An 18,002-nucleotide genomic window follows, 5' to 3' on the forward strand; every position below is an offset into this window, starting at 1 on the left:
CAAAAAGCCTCACATATGCTTTTCTTTGTAACCCATTCACACCAATCATGATTTTCTTTTTTTGTTAGGTTTTATGGCTGGACACATCCCTCGCAGTTTTATTGATGACCTCCTAGCTCGACTCGATATTGTCGATATCATCGACGCACGCGTGAAACTTAAGAAAAAAGGCAAAAACTACGGTGCTTGCTGCCCTTTCCATAACGAAAAGACCCCTTCATTCAGCGTCAGCCAAGAGAAACAGTTTTACCACTGTTTTGGTTGCGGCGTTCACGGCAATGCCATCGACTTCATCATGGAGTTCGAACGGTTAGAGTTTGTCGAGGCCATTGAAGAACTGGCGTCTTACCTCGGTTTGGATGTACCGCGTGAACAACGCAGTGGCGGCGGTGGACAGTTTAATTCTGGTCCTCAAGCAAGCAGCAGTGAAAAACGCAATCTGTACGATTTGATGGGCAGCATTGCTCAGTTCTATCGTAACCAACTCAAACAGCCAGCAAGTAAAGTGGCGATTGAGTACCTGAAAGATCGCGGTCTATCTGGCGAAATCGTACAGAAGTTTGGCATCGGCTATGTGGCTGATGAATGGGACTTAGTCCGTAAAAACTTCGGCCAGAATAAAGACAACCAAGACATGCTGGTAACTGGTGGCATGTTGATTGAAAACGATAAAGGCAACCGCTATGACCGCTTCCGTGGTCGTATCATGTTCCCGATTCGTGACCGTCGTGGTCGAGTCATCGGCTTTGGTGGCCGTGTACTTGGTGATGGCACACCGAAATACCTCAACTCACCAGAGACGCCTATCTTCCATAAAGGTAAAGAACTTTACGGCCTTTATGAAGTTTTGCAGGCATATCGTGAACCGCCACGAGTTTTGGTCGTTGAAGGCTATATGGATGTGGTGGCTTTAGCGCAATATGGCGTAGATTACTCTGTCGCATCATTGGGCACATCCACCACGGGTGACCATATTCAAATGCTGTTCCGTCAAACCAACACGGTAGTGTGTTGTTACGATGGTGACCGCGCAGGTAAAGAAGCCGCATGGCGCGCGCTCGAGAATGCGCTTCAGTACCTAAAAACGGGTAACACGCTGAAGTTCTTATTCTTACCTGATGGCGAAGATCCAGACAGCTACGTTCGTAAATATGGCAAACAAGCCTTCGAACAACAAATTGAACAAGCGACGCCGCTTTCGAGCTATCTGTTTGATAACTTGATTGAATTGCACCAAATCAACTTGGGCAACAATGAAGGTAAATCCGCACTACGCGCCTACGCGAGTGCGTTGATCGACAAGATACCTGATCCCTACTTTCAGGAATTACTCGAAAAGCTGCTTGATGAACGCACGGGCTTTGATAACCGCTTACGCCAACCGCGTAAAAAGACGAGTGAAACTCGACCTCAGCCGCACAAAGAGATCAAACGAACTCCGATGCGCGAGGTAATCGCTCTACTTATTCAAAATCCGAGCTATGCTCAAATGGTACCTGATTTGTCTTCGGTAAGAGAATTATCAATACCGGGACTAAGTTTATTTGTTGATGTACTTGATAAATGCCAGGCACATCCCCATATAAACACAGGCCAATTATTAGAGCATTGGCGAAATAGCCAAAATGAGACCCTTCTGTCTCGTCTAGCGAGCTGGGACATTCCCCTCGATGAAGACAACCAAGAAGAAATATTTTTAGACTCACTGGATAAAATTATTGCCCAGTGCGTAGAAAAGCAAATTGAAAACCTGCAGGCCAAAGCAAGAAGTGTCGGTTTATCAGCCGAAGAGAAAAGGGAGCTGCTAGCTTTGATGCTAGATTTAAAAGCGTAACCCTGTTTAATTAGTCAGCAACAATTTAATTTGTTATAGTAAGTGGTTTGCATTTCGCATACTGATTCCTTCACCAGATTACGAAGTTGGATACCGTCTATGGATCAAAATCCGCAGTCACAGCTAAAGTTACTTGTTATTAAAGGCAAGGAACAAGGCTATCTGACCTACGCCGAAGTAAATGACCACCTACCTGCTGAAATCGTAGATTCAGAACAGGTAGAAGACATCATTCAGATGATCAACGACATGGGTATCAAGGTAGTAGAAACTGCTCCTGATGCCGATGATCTAGCGCTGAACGATGACACAAACATTACCGATGAAGATGCAGCTGAAGCTGCAGCAGCAGCACTTTCTAGCGTAGAAAGTGAAATTGGTCGTACAACAGACCCAGTGCGCATGTACATGCGTGAAATGGGTACTGTGGAGCTGCTGACTCGCGAAGGCGAAATCGACATCGCAAAACGTATTGAAGAAGGTATTAACCAAGTTCAATCGTCTGTTGCTGAATACCCTGGCACTATCCCATACATTCTTGAGCAGTTTGATAAAGTTCAAGCAGAAGAACTTCGTCTAACAGACCTAATCTCTGGATTTGTTGACCCTGATGCAGACGATACAGCTGCACCAACAGCAACGCACATCGGTTCTGAGCTGACTGAATCTCAGCTAGAAGAAGAAGATGAAGAAGACGTTGATGACGACGAAGAAAGCGATGACGATTCAGATGAATCTGAAGAAGATGTTGGTATCGACCCAGAGCTAGCGCTTGAGAAATTCAACCAGCTACGCAGCACGTACCAAAACCTTCAGCTTGCAATCAACGAACACGGTTACGAGAGTCCTAAAGCGACCGTAGCTAACGAGTTGATGCTAGACGTATTCAAAGAATTCCGTCTAACGCCAAAACAGTTCGATCACCTAGTGAATGAACTGCGTACAGCAATGGATCGCGTTCGTACTCAAGAACGTCTGATCATGAAGTCTGCAGTTGAATACGGCAAAATGCCGAAGAAATCATTCATCGCGCTGTTCACAGGCAACGAATCAAGCGAAGCATGGCTAGATGAGATCCTAGCATCTGACAAGCCATACGCTGAAAAGATCAAACGTAACGAAGAAGAAATCCGTCGTTCAATCGCTAAACTAAAAATGATTGAAGAAGAGACTTCTCTAAACGTTCAAAACATTAAAGACATCAGCCGTCGCATGTCTATCGGTGAAGCAAAAGCTCGCCGTGCGAAGAAAGAGATGGTTGAAGCGAACTTACGTCTAGTAATTTCTATCGCGAAGAAATACACCAACCGTGGTCTACAGTTCTTGGATCTAATCCAAGAAGGTAACATCGGTCTGATGAAAGCGGTAGATAAGTTCGAATACCGTCGTGGTTACAAGTTCTCGACTTACGCAACGTGGTGGATCCGTCAGGCAATCACTCGTTCAATCGCGGACCAAGCACGTACGATTCGTATCCCGGTACACATGATCGAAACGATCAACAAGCTAAACCGTATCTCTCGTCAAATGCTGCAAGAGATGGGTCGTGAGCCATTACCGGAAGAACTGGCAGAGCGTATGCAAATGCCAGAAGACAAGATTCGTAAAGTACTGAAAATCGCTAAAGAGCCAATCTCTATGGAGACACCAATTGGTGACGACGAAGATTCGCATCTAGGTGATTTCATCGAAGATACTACGCTAGAACTACCGCTAGATTCTGCTACGGCAACGAGCCTGAAAATGGCAACGAAAGACGTACTTGCAGGTCTAACGCCACGTGAAGCAAAAGTACTTCGTATGCGCTTTGGTATCGACATGAACACTGACCACACTCTAGAAGAAGTTGGTAAGCAGTTCGACGTTACTCGTGAACGTATCCGTCAGATCGAAGCGAAAGCACTACGTAAACTTCGTCACCCAAGCCGCTCAGAAACACTGCGCAGCTTCCTAGACGAGTAATCGCAGCGATTAAAAACGAAAAAAGGTGACCGAGTGTCACCTTTTTTATTATCTGTGAAGCTAAGTGAATAAAAACTAAGCGCAATTGCCCTACCTAGTGGCTAGACACCTCGTAATGCTTCCCCTATAATCGTTGACCTATTAAGGCCCCTTAGCTCAGTGGTTAGAGCAGTCGACTCATAATCGATTGGTCCCCAGTTCAAGTCTGGGAGGGGCCACCAAATTCAGAAGGCTCGTAGAGAAATCTACGAGCCTTTGTTGTATCTGGAAGATAGAGATTCCATCCAGTCTCCCCCGTCACGTCAAACCTTACTCTTCTTCCTACGAGCGCTCTAGCTCCAGCTTATTGGCTTGGTACTCTTCTGTTGCCGCCACGAGGTCTGGGCGATTAATCACTTTCCATAAGAAATAAGGTGGGACAAGAAATGCGACGAAGTAAAACGACTCATGGAAGAAGATGTGTGCGATGTCTTCTTGATGCTCGCACAGTGCCGCAAGGGCGCAGAAATCCAATAAGATGCTCAAAGCCCCGAACACCACAGAGACTACGATAGCCAAACCCAGTAACTCTCTGAGGTAATGTTTAAATGCCATTCTAGTAATTCCTTCTAGCTAACCAGTGCGGTCAAAGCTACGCCTCTCACTCCTTATCTGAATTGACTTTTATCAACTTCAGCGCCAAACAAATAAGAACTTAGTTTTATAAAAAATTACTTGCATAGCAGGTAAAGCCACTGATCTAGCATTCAATCAATATGCTCAATACCCCTTAATTTCTATACCCACACATAAAGGTGATTGACCACTACTACTATTATTAATTCACTCACTAAAGACTCTTTCTTGACATGGTTTCTCAAGACTGAAACTAAACTTTGAATGATCTCATTTAAAAAGCAGTAGGAAGCTATGAAAAATTACACTTACCCTATCCTTGCACTCTCCGGCGGACTGTTACTGGTTGGCTGTGGTAGTGACGATTCATCATCCCCAGATGCAGCAACTTTTTCTCTCAGTGTTTCTGACGCACCCGTGGATGATGCCAACAAAGTCGTTTTAGCCTTCAAAGATGTTGTGCTCGTTCCTTTCGATCCTGAAACGGGTCAGCAAACAGGTGAACATATCCTGTTAGATGCCAGCGACGACGGCGAACTGAATCAAGTTGATTTGATGCAGTACCAAGGCAGCAACGCAGAAACCATCATCAGTGAACAAGATATCCCACCGGGTGACTACGCAATGTGTGTCTACGCAAAAGACGGCAGACAGTTGAACGACACGACTCTATCTTATGTAGAGAAAACCGATGGTTCTGTGAAAGGCTTAGTCGTACCAAGCCGTGGCAGCTGCTTTGGGTTTAAACCAGATACCAGTGATCAAGGTCGCCTTAAATTCTCTGGTAAGGGCGAGTATGTAAAAATTAATGTCGGCCACAACAGCTACGTGGTGGAGTTTGATTTACGTAACGGCCTTGCAGACCCTGTTGGCCTTGATTACATGAACATGAATTCAAATGCCGTAAGCCTAGTCAATGCTTCAGAAGCAGGCCATATTGGTGGTCAAGTTAGTGAAGTTCAGTATCAAGCTTGTGAGGCAGACAGCGCCGCATGGAATGCAATTAACGATGTGCCTCCAGTACACGCCGTGTACCTTTACGCAGGCGCAATGGATCGCTCTACCATGGGCGACATGGGCGCTCCAGAGCCATTTAATACACCGGTTGCGGCCGCAAACGTCAATGAGTCAGTTGATGAAGAAGGCAACACAACTTACGACTACGAGTTTGGCTTTGTTGGCCCAGGTACTTACACGCTTGGCTACACTTGTACGGCTTACATCGACGATCCAAATACACATGAAACCTCAGAAGATGGCTTCCTGATTTATCAACACTACACGCCAGTGGAAGTTGTAGAGGGTGAGCACACCGAGCAGGATATTGAACCTATCTTGTAAAGTACCTACCTTGTAAAATACAAGGCCGAAAAAAACCGCTCATTTGAGCGGTTTTTACTTATCCTTCAAAAATACACAAAGACATCGTTAATCCGACAAATAATACTGAACGGTTGAAACAACGCGTACTTTCTTAATGTAAGGCGTATTACTATCACGATCGAAAATGGAGAACTGTCCCTGTGTTGCACGCTTGATTTTACCGAGTGAGCTTTGTGAATCTTTGGCGAACTTCTCTGCCACTTCTCGAGCGTTCTTGGTCGCTTCCTCAATCATATCTGGCTTGATGTCATTAAGCTTAGTAAAGCTATATTCAACCCGGTTTGAATATGGGTCTTGGTTAAGTAAAACACCCTGTTTACCTAGCTCACCTATCTCATTGATGGCTGCTCTAACAACATCAATATTCTGGCTATAAACCGTCACAGTGCGGTTTGCTAAGTAGCGATACTCAATGTCTTGTTCGTTTCCATACTGCTGCGCCTTACGGTCTGTTACAGCAGGTGAAGACAACGAAAAGTTGGACTCATCCAACCCCTTTGATGCGAGAAAGTCGAGCACTAGTTTGGTTTGCTGATCAATCTCATCAAACATCGTCGGCATATCATTACTCGCGACGGTAAACTGAATTGGCCAAATTACCGTGTCCGCTGGGTACTCCCGCTCAGATAACCCCTTCACCGTCACGACCCGTTCATAAGCTTTATATTTGACGGCGGTCTGTTGAATGAAAAAGCCCAACACACCCAAACCAATAATCAAGCTCAACCCAAGCCACACTGACGACTTATTGGAAATTCGCTCCATTCACCCTCCTAATTTCATTAAATTGATCAATTTGTTATCTCGATAAGATAGTTCACTTATGGCAATAAAATAGCGACCGGAAGCTAAATTTGTGTCATTTCGCTCGAAATAGTGAGCACAACAATATAAAATCGAACAGTGTTTTATTAAGAACCTAATACTCATGTTGAAAACAAAATTGATGATAATGCTCGGTGGCTTGATTGTATCTTCCTCTTGCCTTGCAAGTAGCGAGAGCCTGATTGAAGATGCAACGTCAGAAGAGTCTCAAGAGCTCGCATGCAGCGAAGAACATTGCGAAGGCAAAGGTTTTGATGGACGCTTGCTACTTGAAAACGAGCCAACCAAGCAGGTATTGAGCTCGATAGAATCAATCAGTAAGACTCTCAACGCCATGAGCATCCTGATGTTTGCTGGTGATAAAACTTAAATAGTCCCTCAAACTCATTCATTTCAGAGTCTTTGGTCAATAAAGCTTCATTGGTTTGTCACCAAAGGCTCATGTTTTTGCCTCTGAACTGTCATCTGTAATTTCTACTATCCAATCAGCAATTTTTACGCTGAGGTAAATATGGATAGTTCGACCCCTTTTCGTCTCCCACGTAAAACGCCGTTTGGCATTGGTGAAAACGTTGCTGAATGGGCAACCGGTTTAAACCAGCTCGATAAGTTCTACGCCCAACGCCCCGTTAATGCCGATACAAAAACTTTTCTCCGCTTCACGCTGGATATCTTAGGTATCGACTATCGCATTGCTCATGGTTCACTAGACTCAGTACCCACACAAGGTGCTACCGTCATCGTGGCGAACCACCCGCTTGGGTGTGTAGAAGGCGTGATTTTGGCTGAATTACTGTTGATGGTCAGAGACGATATCCAAATCCTAGCTAATCAATACCTTAAAACCGTGCCAGAGTTAGATAAGCTCTTTATTGGCGTCGATGTGTTTGAAGGTAAAGACGCGGTCAAGTCCAATATGAAAGCCCTGAGAGCGGCCAATAAACATCTGGCAAGTGGCGGCTTATTGCTTGTCTTTCCCGCCGGTGAAGTGTCCCAGTTAGTCGATGCCAAACAGCAACGTTTGCAAGATAAGGATTGGAGTCGAAGCCTAAGTAGCCTTATCCGCAAGACTAAAGCCACGACAGTTCCGGTCTTCATCAGCGGTCAAAACTCGAAACGTTTTTATATAGCGGGAAAAATCCATCCGCTTCTACGCACCCTAATGCTTGGTCGAGAGCTGCTGAACAAACATGCGCAAACCATCAACTTATCTTTTGGCCAAGCGATTAAATTTAAAGAGCTCAACACACTTAGCGATGATCAAGTGGTGAACTATTTGCGGCTCAACACTTACTTGCTCAATCGCGAAACCCAATCAAATAAGCCCTCTTCATCATCAGAACTGCTCTCTCCAATAGCGGCAGGGTTACCCGTAGGCGAATTGCTTGAAGAGCTGAACAACTTGCCAAAAGAGTCCAAGCTGCTAACAAGTGGTGAGTTCGATGTCTACTGTACGGAGTCGCAGAATATCCCTTCCCTACTGCATGAAATTGGTCGCCTGCGTGAGCTCAATTTTCGACAGGTTGGCGAAGGAACTGGGCTGGCAATAGACATTGACCATTTCGATCATGATTACCTGCATCTGTTTGTGTGGGACAGAGAAAACCAGTGTTTGGTGGGCGCGTATCGTTTAGGTCTGGTTGACCAACTGATTGAAAAGCGCGGCGTAGTCGGTCTGTATTCACGAACGTTGTTTAACTATGACCAACGCTTTATTGACCAAATGGGTAAATCCATTGAGATGGGACGCTCAGTGATTGCGCAGCAATACCAAAAAAGCATGAGCGCGCTACTACTGCTGTGGAAAGGCATCGCGACATTCGTGCATCAAAACCCAGATTACACACACCTATTTGGTCCGGTGAGCATTAGCAACGACTACAGCGATACTGCACGCCAACTACTAGCTCAATCAATGACACTGCATCATTACGATAACAACGGCGCAGAGTACGTCACGCCCTCTAATCCACTTCCTGACCACCAACGTGACTGGAACACCAGCATGCTCACCGCATTAGGGGACTTACAGCTATTATCACGCGTCATTGCCAGAATCGATGAAGGAAAAGGTGTGCCAGTTTTACTGCGTCAGTACTTAAGCCTCAATGGCAAACTGGTGTGCTTTAATGTCGATCCTGCGTTCAATAATGCTCTAGATGGGTTAATCATGGTTGATTTACGCGATGTTCAAGAAAAGACGTTGGCGAGGTATATGGGACGCGAGCAAACTCATGAGTACCTCACCTATCATGCAAATAGCAACCATAAGTAAAAGCAGTCAGTAAAAAGAGAGTTGTGAGCCAATAAGAGGAGCCAAATAGCGACTCTCTTTTATTTTTCTATCAATGAGATAAGGACACTTCGTGAAGTACGCCGAAAAGATTTTTATAAATACATTCTATCGAAGAGTCGCAATGACATTGTTCACACCAATCCCGTCGCAAACTTTCACAAAACACCAAAAACGACTCAGATCACATTTTGCATCCAGACCAAATCAACACGAAATGTGATATTGATCGCTAGTGACATTTAATTCGAATTTCAAAAGAAATCAAAAGTGATCAAAGTCACAAAGTATTTTGATTTTAAATTTGTCAGAAGATCGAATTGATCACTAAGATTTTTATTGACAGATTTGAAAGTGGCTTTTTGTCATTAAGTTACAAGTCAATAAGTTGAAGTTAGTCACTTAAAAAACGTTTCTCAGCCTAAGAAATGCGGGGGTTGATCACGAAAAACCCGTTGTCAGTTCCAATTGGAAAATGTGTGGTAAATTGATTGGGTACTAAGCAATCAAACAAACGGTTTTGGCGAACCGTTTACTACAACAAAATTAATCAGAACATCGAACGGGGAATTGTTATGATATCACCAGATGCCAAGATCAAGATACAAAATTTTGGTCGTTTTCTGTCAAACATGGTAATGCCAAACATCGGCGCGTTTATCGCGTGGGGCTTTATCACTGCTCTATTTATTCCAACTGGATGGCTGCCAAATGAGACCTTGGCATCTATGGTTGGCCCTATGATTACCTACTTGCTACCACTGCTTATCGGTTACACCGGTGGTAAATTGGTTGGTGGCGATCGCGGTGCGGTAGTCGGTGCAATCACAACAATGGGCGTGATTGTCGGTACCGACATCCCAATGTTTATGGGAGCAATGATGGTCGGCCCGATGGGCGGCTGGGCTATCAAGAAATTCGATAACTACATCGATGGTAAAGTGAAAAGCGGTTTCGAGATGTTGGTCAACAACTTCTCTGCAGGCATCATCGGTATGCTGTGTGCGATCCTTGCTTTCCTGTTTATCGGTCCATTCGTAAAAATTCTTTCTGGTGGCTTGGCGGCAGGTGTTAACTTCCTAGTTTCTGCTCACCTACTACCACTGACTTCAATCTTCGTTGAACCAGCAAAGATCCTGTTCCTAAACAACGCGATCAACCACGGTATCTTCTCTCCACTAGGTATCCAACAAGCGTCTGAGACAGGTCAATCGATCTTCTTCCTAATCGAAGCAAACCCAGGTCCTGGTCTAGGTATCCTGCTAGCTTACATGGTGTTTGGTAAAGGTACGGCTCGTCAAACGGCAGGTGGTGCATCAATCATCCACTTCTTCGGCGGTATCCACGAGATTTACTTCCCATATATCCTAATGAACCCTCGCCTAATCCTTGCGGCTATCGCAGGTGGTATGACTGGCGTATTCGTTCTAACTATCTTTAACGCAGGTATCGTTTCTCCAGCATCACCAGGTTCAATCTTTGCAATCTTATTGATGACTCAGAAAGGCTCAATCGTTGGTGTTCTAGCGTCTATCGCAGCAGCAACAGGCGTGTCATTCGCCGTAGCAGCACTGCTAATGAAGACACAAACGTCAACAGAAGAAGACGGTGATGAAGCTGCACTAGAGAAAGCAACATCACAAATGAAAGACATGAAATCTGCATCTAAAAACGATGCGGTGGTAAACAGCCAAAGCAAAGGTGACGTAGACCTAGCGACAGTACAAAGCATCATTGTAGCTTGCGATGCGGGCATGGGTTCAAGCGCAATGGGTGCAAGCATGCTGCGCAAAAAGGTTCAAGACGCCGGTCTGAACATCCATGTAACCAACCTTGCTATTAACAGCTTACCAGAGAGTGCAGATATCGTGATTACTCATAAAGACTTAACGGATCGTGCACGTAAGCATGCTCCGAACGCACACCACATTTCATTGACTAACTTCCTAGACAGCGAAATGTACAACCAGCTAGTCACCAAACTACTAGCAGCACAAAACCAATCCGCAGCCAATGACGACCAAATGGTAAAAGTGTCAGTCATGGCGGCCAACGACGACAGCTTTGAGCCACAACAACCATCTGTATTCCAGATCCAGCGTGAGAACATTCACCTAGGCTTGAAAGCAGCCAACAAAGAAGAAGCCATTCGCTTTGCAGGCAACAAATTGGTTGAACTTGGCTACGCAGAACCAGAATACGTAGACGCAATGTTTGAGCGTGAAGCGTTGGTTTCAACTTACCTAGGCGAATCTATCGCTGTACCTCACGGTACGGTAGAAGCGAAAGACCGCGTAAAGAAAACCGGCATTGTAATCTGCCAATACCCATCGGGTATCCAATTTACTGAAGACGACGATGATGTAGCGAAACTGGTTATCGGCATTGCCGCTAAGAACGATGAGCACATCCAGGTGATTACCACCATTACAAACGCGCTCGATGAGCCGGAGGCAATTGAGAAGCTAACCAGCACCAACGATGTGGAAGAGATTCTGAACATCCTTGGCGGCCAGCAAGCGGCTTAATCACTCCTTTTATTTGCTCCTGAGCAAACCGAGGTCAGCTGTCACCCCCTATGCGGTTGGCCTCACCCTAGATTCGTTTTAGTCAATATTTCAGACATTGGTAGGTAAGCATTATGAAAAACGCAGTTCATTTTGGCGCAGGTAATATTGGTCGTGGCTTCATCGGTAAACTCTTAGCAGATGCAGAAGTCGAGGTGACATTCGCGGACGTTGACGCTCCACTCGTCGACCAACTAAGTCACAAGCAAGAATACAAAGTAAAAGTGGTGGGTACTGAGTGCCAAATCGACACAGTAACTCACGTCACCGCGGTTAACTCCGCCAGTGAAGATGTCATCGAGCGCATTGTAAAAACCGACTTGGTAACAACAGCAGTGGGCCCTAACGTACTGGACATCATTGCAAAAACCATCGCCACCGGCATTACAAAGCGCTTTGCAGCAGGCAACGAAAAACCATTGAACATCATCGCGTGTGAAAATATGGTTCGCGGTACGACGCATCTAAAAGGTGAGGTGTACAAACACTTGGATGAATCATTGCATGCAAAAGCAGACGAGTTGGTTGGCTTTGTCGATTCAGCGGTAGACCGCATCGTGCCACCAGCAGAAGCGGCGAACGATGATCCACTAGAAGTGACGGTAGAAAGCTTTAGCGAATGGATTGTGGATGAACAGCAATTCAAAGGCGAAATCCCTGACATAGCAGGCATGGAAAGAACCAACAATCTAATGGCGTTTGTCGAGCGTAAGCTGTTCACCCTCAATACGGGTCACTGCATTACCGCTTACTTAGGTTGCTTAAAAGGCCACCGCACCATTCGTGAAGCGATTGAGGACCCAAGCATTCATGCTGAAGTAAAACAGGCAATGCAAGAGAGTGGTGAGGTGCTGATCAAACGTTACAGCTTTGATCGCGACATGCACAATGCGTACATCGAGAAGATTCTAGGTCGCTTTGCCAACCCTTTCTTAGTCGATGAAGTTGACCGTGTCGGTCGCCAACCAATTCGCAAATTGGGCGCAAACGATAGATTAGTGAAGCCGTTACTAGGTACAATTGAGTATGGCACTGAAAATCAAACACTTTTGAAAGGCATTGCCGCTGCGTTGAAGTACACTAACGACACTGACCCACAAGCCATAGAGCTGCAAAACTCATTAAAAGAAGTGGGCGTGAAGAAAACACTGGCAGTGTACACAGGTCTTGCAGAAGACAGTGCAGAAGTAGCTCAAATTGAGACGCTTTACCACCAACTTTGATTTACCTAGGGGAGCTTAGCTCCCCTTCTGTATCCTTGTCCGCATGAAGAGATTGGGATACCTAATAACTAGAAATGTATTCAGTATATGGCAGATAACATCAACGAAACCGAGATCATTGAGCGATTAAACAGCGCACCTTCGGTACGAGGCTTTTTTATTGCGGCAGTCGACGTCTTTAACGATTCGATCGATGGGCTAGTACAAAGAATCTTTCGTAAAGATAACTTTGCCGTTCAATCCGTGGTTGGTCCGCTGCTACAAGACTCAGGACCGCTGGGCGATCTATCTGTTCGTTTAAAGTTACTGTTTGGCTTGGGTGTACTTCCTGATGATATTTACCACGACATCGAAGACATCATTAAGCTCAAGAACCAACTCAATAGTGACGCTTGTGATTACGAGTTTACCGACCCAAATATTCTAGACCCAATCAAAAAACTACATCTGGTAAAGAAAATGGGCATGGTGCAACTGGAAGTCAGCGAACCAGATGACGACATCGACCTTGAGTTTTATCAGCTGCAACTGCAACGTCAACAACAAATCATTAAGTCAGGGCTCTCACTTGCGATTGTCGAGATCTGTAATGAACTAGGTAAAGAGAGCCCATTCTAACCCTACATTTTATACCCAAGCTCCCTTCAAAAGGATTCGAGGTTGCTTAGATATAACAAGATAACAATGTCAGCCGCTCTACACCCAAAAACGTAGGAGCCCTAGCCAATGTTAAAAGCGGTACTTTTTGATATGGATGGACTGATTTTCGATACCGAATCCATCTACAAACAAAGTTGGCAATACGCCGCCACCGAGCAAGGCCTAACCATCACCGATGATTTCTACCAGCAGTTCATCGGTGTCCAAGACCCTGAATGTGAAAGAATACTCGCCGAGCATTTTCAAGACGCCATCGATATGCCGCGCTATAAAGCCGTGCGAGATGAACACTTCCATAATCTAAGAAATCAAGGCGTTGCGCTCAAAACCGGATTCGACGCACTGTTTTATGCCATCAAACAGCATGGCTTATTAACCGCGATTGTTACCTCTTCTCACCTTCCAGAGGTAAAACACAATTTCTCAGGCAGCACGTACCTTGCTCAGTTTGATTTAGTGATTACCGCCGAAGATGTAGAACGCGGTAAACCAAACCCTGATTGCTATCAAATGGCTTATCGCCAATTGGGTGTGGACGCCAAGCAGTGCTTAGTATTGGAAGATTCGAACAACGGCATCAAAGCCGCACTCGCTGCAAAATGCCAAGCTGTAATGATTCCGGATTTACTTCCCCCTCTGCCAGAGCTCGAAGACAGAGTCATCATTAAAGCGTCTCTTGAGGAAGTGATTCCACTGCTGAGTCAGCTTTAGCCGCTGGCAGTATTAAACAAAACTGGGTTTGGCCATCTTCTGAAGTGACGCTGATGCTTCCATCGTAGGCGTGAACAATCGACTGAGTGATCGACAAACCCAGCCCAGCTCCCACGCTACCTGAATGTTGGCGAGACTTGTCGACCCGATAAAAACGGTCAAACAGATACGGCAGGCTTTGCTTGGGGATCGCCTCACCAACGTTACTGACTGTTATTCTCACAAATTCACCAACCTGCTCAATATCAATCGAAATCGTCGTCTCGTCATACGCATGGCGAATCGCGTTGGACAATAAGTTACTGATAGCGCGCTCAAACATGTTTCGGTCTATATACAGCATCGCCTCACCTGAAGTGGTAATGGCCAACGCTGAATCTTCCGCCAGTATTTCGAAGTACTCGATCAAATGAGCCACTTGTTCATGAGCCGCAAAGCGCTCGTTGTGTCGATGAATCAGTTTGTTTTCTGCTTTGGCGATATACAGTAAGTCATTGATGGTTTTAGTTATCCGTTCAAGCTCTTCCAAAGTAGAAGCAATCGCTTCTTGATACTCCTCAGAACTGCGGGCAGCACCAAGGATTACTTGGTTTTGAGTGGTGATGTTAGTCAGCGGCGTTTTAAGCTCATGAGCAATATCAGAAGAGAACTCACTCAAACGATGAAAGCCGGTTTGTAATCGATCCAACATCGCATTGTGCTTTATCGCTAACTCTCTTAGCTCGATCGGCAATGTCTCAGGGTCAATACGAATATCTAACTGTTCAGGGGTAATATGTTGGATGTGTTTGTTTAAGGTAAGAATCGGCCTCAAACCTCGATTTACAATGGTTCGGCTATACAGAGCAGAAGCTAAAAACGCGAAACCCAACGACCAGAATAGAATCCATCCCAGCTTGTTGAGGAACAGTATATGGTGGTTAATGCTGATGCCTATCACCACAGTGACATCTTTGGCTTTAAAGGCGAAGGCTCGAATATCCAAAGAATCTTCATGCCATTCAATCGCATTGTTTTGATTTAAGATCTGTGGAGAGCTCAGCGTCAACGACAAATCCTTAGGAATAGAAAGCGTTGAGTTTTTGTAGGTCTGCTCTCCCTCCTCAAACGCCCACATATACGCGGAGCTGTTGTCGATAAGCAAATAAGCCGACTCTGGAGAGGCCATCATGGTTTTCTCTATCGCATTATATTTGCTGACCATTTCGTTATAGTCTTGAGTAAAGAAATGGCGCTCGATGGTGTAATAGAGAATAAAGGCTAAAGCGAGGTACACCACCAGCGTCGTGCCGACAAACATCAACACAAGTTTGTTTTGCATAGACAGGTTGGTAGGGCGTTTAAACATCTGGCGCTTCCAGCTTATACCCCATCCCTCTTATGGTATGAATCAGAGCCGTTTCAAATGGCTTGTCGACTTTATTGCGCAGTCGTTTGATGGCGACGTCAATGACGTTTGTATCGCTATCAAAGTTCATGTCCCACACCAATGACGCAATGGTGGTCCGTGATAACACCTGACCTTCTTTGCGCATCAGCAGCTCAAGCAGCGCGTACTCCTTTGCCGTTAGCGTAATACTTTGCCCGCCTCGCGTTGCCACTCGCTTCATCATGTCGAGTTCTAGATCCGCAATTTGCAGTGTCTGAGAAGAGGTCTGTACACGAGAAGAAGTATGATGACGAAAGACATTCTGAATGCGCGCCAAGAGCTCAGCAAACGCATAAGGTTTTACCACGTAGTCGTTCGCTCCTAACTCAAAGCCACGCACGCGATCTTCTATCTGCTCTTTGGCAGTAAGCATAATAACTGGGGTATGAATGTCACTACTGCGCAGCGTGTTGAGCACTTGCCAACCGTCAAGTTTGGGCAGCATGATGTCGAGAAGAATAAGATCATAAGGTTCACTGGTTGCGTGATATAAGCCATCTACACCGTCGCGAACCCAATCAACAACATAGCCCGATTCCACTAGCCCTTTTTGCAAGTATTCCCCTGCTTTAACTTCATCTTCTACAATCAGTAGTTTCAATTTCAGCCCTCTATCTCAACGGGATGTGCTCAGCATTGACGATCGCAAAAAGAGTACGATACAAATTGCATCATACTCTTTTCATTCAAGGTTTTTATCGATTACTGTCGCGCTGTGCGTAGTTCACTTTCACGTTCACAGTACCCAGATATTCCAACTGTCCCTGCTCATTCATGCGCTCTTGTACCGTAACAAAACCACCGTCCTGCAGGTGCGTGCTGTTTCTCGCGACATCGAAAGTCACGATGTTCAACTCTTTATTAAGCTCATGAGACGACATGTCTTTTAAAGAGTTTAGTTCAGCTAACGCTTGTTGATAAGCCGCATCCGAGGTTGCCGTTGGCTCAACAGAAATGGTCTTCATTTCTTCACGGCTAATGTATTTTCCACCAGTGAAAGTCGGTTGAGCGAATGCTGATGCGCTAGTGATTGCCATTGTTGTTACAAGGAGAGCGGTTTTCAGTACTTTCATGTTGATGACCTTTGAGTGTGTTTGTTTTCAATGGCTTCATTATTCAACAACACACCTGACACCAACCTATCTCGAAGATGACATTTTTGTCATAAACCAAAATAGCGATTGATTACCGATAACCACCCCAACTACAGCTCGTAAGTCAGACCAAAATGGAACTTATAGTCGTCTTTCTCTGGTACTACGCCTTCAGCATCGGCTTTGGTTTCTGACAAGTGATCCCACACTGCTTTGATGCTCAGTTCCAGATCATCAACAAGATCGATATCAAAACCAAGCTCATTGGTATGACGTGTACCGCCTGCGTCATTGCTTGCCCAATTCAGGTTATAGGTGTGGCTTAGATCGATGTCATCCGTCAGCTCATACTCAAAGTTCGATTCAAAGGTAAGAGTATTACTGGAAACATCACCAGCCTCCCCTTCTTCCACGGTTTTAAAGTCCGTGTACTGATAACCCGGACCGATAGAGACGTCCCATTCCGTTTGAGGGTTGGCAATAATGAAGTAACCCATTTGCAAAGACGCGTTGACTTGGTAATCAATGTTTTGGAACTCGTCGCTGAGCAGCGAGAGCTTAAGTGGTCTGAAGAACAAACGGTTATTGAGATAGATATCATACGAGCCATCAAACGAGCTGTTGTTCGCGGTCGTTTGATCATTGGTTTGCGAGTTTTCGTGCTTTGCTTTTAGCTTAGTGCGTGATCCGACCGTGCTTCGCTCTGCCTCAACCTCACCCAATAAAGAGAACTCATCAGTGTTACCTTTACTGATGTCCAAGCCCAAAAAGATCTCGGTTGTCCAATGATCGGAGTCGTTCTCCGATCCGCGATAAATCGACACAATCTCAGTAACGGGAAACGAGATTTCTTCCTCGCCGTTAGTGAGATACAACTTATCCTCACGAATCGACAGGTAACCATCGTATATATCACCACTAGAGGTTCGAATGGTAAAGAAGCTTGCCGTTTCTAATACCGCGATGTCTTCGATCTCGATTTCTTGATCGCCAAGATCATCACTATCAAATTCAACTTCCTGATCGAACGAGTTGGTTTCTTCCTTGATCGTGCCAATCAGTTCTCCTTTGATCACTTCACCCGATTTGAGTTGTAACCAGTCATCGCTTTCGTCGATAAATACCGTTTGGCTTTTGCGCTCTTCTGTTTGTGTTTCTTCCTCTGCCATCACTGATGGATGGTAAAACGAGGACGCGATACATAAAGCCAAGAGTTTGATTTTCATAGTGACCTTTTCAGTTCAGTGGCAACCACATCCGTTGGGCTTACGATAGTGATGCTCACCGCTCGGCGTGTCAGAAAGTAAACAATTGAATGTCAACGTATTGCGCATCATAACCATGTCTACGGAATCGAGTAGGAGGAGGCCTCACGGCCTCCGTCCTCTCACACCACCGTACAAGCG

15 protein-coding genes and 1 tRNA gene are annotated in these 18,002 nt (G+C 45.3%); 10 read left to right on the forward strand and 6 right to left on the reverse strand.

The features are described from left to right. Positions 1-73 precede the first annotated feature (73 nt). From dnaG to GXP65_RS06605, 3 genes are all read left to right on the forward strand, one after another. Complete coding sequence (gene dnaG, locus GXP65_RS06595; protein ID WP_005430490.1) at positions 74-1,834, forward strand: DNA primase; 1,761 nt, start codon at positions 74-76, stop codon at positions 1,832-1,834. Positions 1,835-1,933: 99 nt separating this feature from the next. Beyond that, the gene (gene rpoD / locus GXP65_RS06600) at positions 1,934-3,796 is read left to right on the forward strand and encodes an RNA polymerase sigma factor RpoD (protein ID WP_045370054.1); all 1,863 of its coding nucleotides are present in this window, start codon (positions 1,934-1,936) and stop codon (positions 3,794-3,796) included. Between the two features lie 145 nt (positions 3,797-3,941). Further along, positions 3,942-4,017: transfer RNA gene (locus GXP65_RS06605), tRNA-Ile, on the forward strand. 100 nt (positions 4,018-4,117) lie between these two features. Here GXP65_RS06605 and GXP65_RS06610 read toward each other — a convergent pair. Further along, complete coding sequence (locus GXP65_RS06610) at positions 4,118-4,390, reverse strand: hypothetical protein (protein ID WP_047480521.1); 273 nt, start codon at positions 4,388-4,390, stop codon at positions 4,118-4,120. 315 nt (positions 4,391-4,705) lie between these two features. On the opposite strand from GXP65_RS06610, the gene GXP65_RS06615 reads away from it, so the two are divergent. Beyond that, positions 4,706-5,752: a DUF4382 domain-containing protein gene (locus GXP65_RS06615; RefSeq protein WP_038890851.1), complete on the forward strand. Its 1,047-nt coding sequence runs from the start codon at positions 4,706-4,708 to the stop codon at positions 5,750-5,752. Between the two features lie 87 nt (positions 5,753-5,839). Here the strand turns inward: GXP65_RS06615 and GXP65_RS06620 are convergent, their stop codons facing one another. Further along, positions 5,840-6,559: an SIMPL domain-containing protein gene (locus GXP65_RS06620; protein WP_005430456.1), complete on the reverse strand. Its 720-nt coding sequence runs from the start codon at positions 6,557-6,559 to the stop codon at positions 5,840-5,842. A 163-nt stretch (positions 6,560-6,722) separates the two neighbouring features. Between GXP65_RS06620 and GXP65_RS06625 the strand changes: the two genes are divergently transcribed. The 6 genes from GXP65_RS06625 (at position 6,723) to GXP65_RS06650 (ending at position 14,073) form a co-directional block, all read left to right on the forward strand. Next, complete coding sequence (locus GXP65_RS06625) at positions 6,723-6,989, forward strand: hypothetical protein (RefSeq protein ID WP_012126942.1); 267 nt, start codon at positions 6,723-6,725, stop codon at positions 6,987-6,989. A 141-nt stretch (positions 6,990-7,130) separates the two neighbouring features. Then, the gene (locus GXP65_RS06630) at positions 7,131-8,894 is read left to right on the forward strand and encodes a GNAT family N-acyltransferase (RefSeq protein WP_162092334.1); all 1,764 of its coding nucleotides are present in this window, start codon (positions 7,131-7,133) and stop codon (positions 8,892-8,894) included. Positions 8,895-9,487: 593 nt separating this feature from the next. Continuing rightward, positions 9,488-11,440, forward strand: coding sequence for a PTS mannitol transporter subunit IICBA (locus tag GXP65_RS06635; RefSeq protein ID WP_162092335.1), 1,953 nt, complete (start codon positions 9,488-9,490; stop codon positions 11,438-11,440). 113 nt (positions 11,441-11,553) lie between these two features. Further along, positions 11,554-12,702, forward strand: a complete 1,149-nt coding sequence (locus GXP65_RS06640) for a mannitol-1-phosphate 5-dehydrogenase (protein WP_162092336.1) — start codon at positions 11,554-11,556, stop codon at positions 12,700-12,702. An 87-nt stretch (positions 12,703-12,789) separates the two neighbouring features. Beyond that, on the forward strand, positions 12,790-13,320 hold the full coding sequence (locus GXP65_RS06645; protein WP_038890856.1) for an MltR family transcriptional regulator: 531 nt from the start codon (positions 12,790-12,792) through the stop codon (positions 13,318-13,320). Positions 13,321-13,428: 108 nt separating this feature from the next. Continuing rightward, entirely contained in the window at positions 13,429-14,073 is a 645-nt protein-coding gene (locus GXP65_RS06650) for an HAD family phosphatase (RefSeq protein ID WP_162092337.1), read from the forward strand. Here the strand turns inward: GXP65_RS06650 and GXP65_RS06655 are convergent. The 4 genes from GXP65_RS06655 to GXP65_RS06670 form a co-directional block, all read right to left on the reverse strand. Further along, positions 14,027-15,421: a heavy metal sensor histidine kinase gene (locus tag GXP65_RS06655; protein WP_162092338.1), complete on the reverse strand. Its 1,395-nt coding sequence runs from the start codon at positions 15,419-15,421 to the stop codon at positions 14,027-14,029. The two genes, GXP65_RS06650 and GXP65_RS06655, sit on opposite strands and share 47 nt — an antisense overlap. Next, positions 15,414-16,103, reverse strand: a complete 690-nt coding sequence (locus tag GXP65_RS06660) for a heavy metal response regulator transcription factor (protein WP_045402390.1) — start codon at positions 16,101-16,103, stop codon at positions 15,414-15,416. Before GXP65_RS06660 ends, GXP65_RS06655 begins: the two co-directional genes overlap by 8 nt. Before the next feature lie 94 nt (positions 16,104-16,197). Beyond that, entirely contained in the window at positions 16,198-16,575 is a 378-nt protein-coding gene (locus tag GXP65_RS06665; RefSeq protein ID WP_009707777.1) for a DUF3316 domain-containing protein, read from the reverse strand. Between the two features lie 131 nt (positions 16,576-16,706). Beyond that, positions 16,707-17,822 carry a DUF481 domain-containing protein gene (locus GXP65_RS06670; RefSeq protein ID WP_162092339.1) on the reverse strand — a complete coding sequence of 372 codons (1,116 nt, stop codon included), beginning with the start codon at positions 17,820-17,822 and terminating at the stop codon, positions 16,707-16,709. Between the last annotated feature and the right edge of the window lie 180 nt (positions 17,823-18,002).

The organism is Vibrio sp. LB10LO1, assembly GCF_010092875.1.
Taxonomy (GTDB): domain Bacteria; phylum Pseudomonadota; class Gammaproteobacteria; order Enterobacterales; family Vibrionaceae; genus Vibrio; species Vibrio campbellii.